Raw genomic sequence first — 1,365 nt, forward strand, 5'->3', positions numbered from 1 at the left:
CATTCCGGCTCCTACGGCATCGGCGTGTCGCGCCTGGTGGGCGGCATCAACGAGGCCAGCCACGACGACGCCGGCATCATCTGGCCGGAGCCGGTGGCCCCCTTCAAGGTCGGCCTGATCGACCTCAAGGTCGCCGACGACGCCTGTGCCCGGGCCTGCGACGACCTCTACGCGAAGCTGGCCGCCGCCGGCGTCGAGGTGCTGCACGACGACCGCGACGACCGGGCCGGCGTCAAGTTCGCCACCATGGACCTGATCGGCCTGCCGTGGCAGCTCATCGTCGGCCCGCGGGGGCTGAAGGCGGGCATGGTCGAGGTGAAGAACCGCAAGTCCGGCGAACGCGAGGAACTGAGTCTCGAGTCCGCGCTGTCGAAGCTGACGGGCTGACGGCGGGCGCCATGGAGATCGCCTTCCTGCTGTTCGACGGCGTCACCCACCTGGATGCCGTGGGCCCCTATGCGGTGCTGCAGAACCTGCCCGACGCCGACGTGAAGTTCGTCGCCCGGGACACCGGCACCTACCGGGACAAGTCCCGCATGCTCGGCCTGGAGGCCGACTTCACCCTCGACCAGGTGCCCAACCCGGACATCCTGGTGGTGCCCGGCGGCGGCGGCGCCGACGCGGCGTCGGAGGACACTGCCGTCACCGACTGGGTCGCCCACTGCCACACCTCCAGCCGCTGGACCACGTCGGTCTGCACCGGGGCGCTGATCCTGGGCGGGGCCGGGGTGCTGAAGGGCCGGCCCGCCACCACCCACTGGCGGGCCATGGAGACGCTGGCGGAGAAGCACGGCGCCCGGCCGACCGCCGAGCGCGTGGTCCGCGACGGCAAGGTGATCACCGCCGCCGGCGTCTCGTCGGGCATCGACATGGCGCTGACCCTGGCAGCATTGGAGGCCGGCGAGGAGGTCGCCAAGACCATCCAGCTCGGCATCGAGTACGCGCCCGAGCCGCCCTTCGACGCCGGCCATTTCGCCACCGCGCCGGCCGAACGGGTGCGGCGCTGGCGGGCCGGCCTCAACAAGGCCCGGCGCTGAGGCGGCCGGGCGTGTTCTCCGCCTTCGAATGGATGGTCGCTATGCGCTACCTGCGGGCGCGCCGGCAGGAGGGCTTCATCTCCGTCATCGCCTGGTTCTCGCTCTTGGGCATCGCGCTCGGCGTGGCGACGCTGATCATCGTCATGTCGGTGATGAACGGCTTCCGGCTGGAACTGCTGGAGCGCATCCTCGGGCTCAACGGCCACCTCAGCGTCTACGGCGAGGGGCAGACGCTGGAGGACTACGACAAAGTCGCCGAGCGGCTGGCCAAGGTGGCGGGCGTCAGACTGGTCACCCCCATGGTGGAGGGCCAGGTCATGGTGACCGC

The 1,365-nt window shown here is 70.9% G+C and carries 3 protein-coding genes; all 3 read left to right on the forward strand.

From position 1 onward, the window contains the following. On the forward strand, window positions 1-387 hold a 387-nt coding region (locus tag MJD61_18105), incomplete at its 5' end, for a His/Gly/Thr/Pro-type tRNA ligase C-terminal domain-containing protein (GenBank protein MCG8557178.1). Between the two features lie 11 nt (window positions 388-398). Then, window positions 399-1,037 carry a DJ-1/PfpI family protein gene (locus tag MJD61_18110; GenBank protein MCG8557179.1) on the forward strand — a complete coding sequence of 213 codons (639 nt, stop codon included), beginning with the start codon at window positions 399-401 and terminating at the stop codon, window positions 1,035-1,037. A gap of 32 nt (window positions 1,038-1,069) precedes the next feature. Continuing rightward, the coding region (locus MJD61_18115; GenBank protein ID MCG8557180.1) for an ABC transporter permease at window positions 1,070-1,365 on the forward strand (296 nt) is incomplete at its 3' end.

Source organism: Pseudomonadota bacterium (genome assembly GCA_022361155.1).
Classification (GTDB): Bacteria; Myxococcota_A; Polyangia; order Polyangiales; family JAKSBK01; genus JAKSBK01.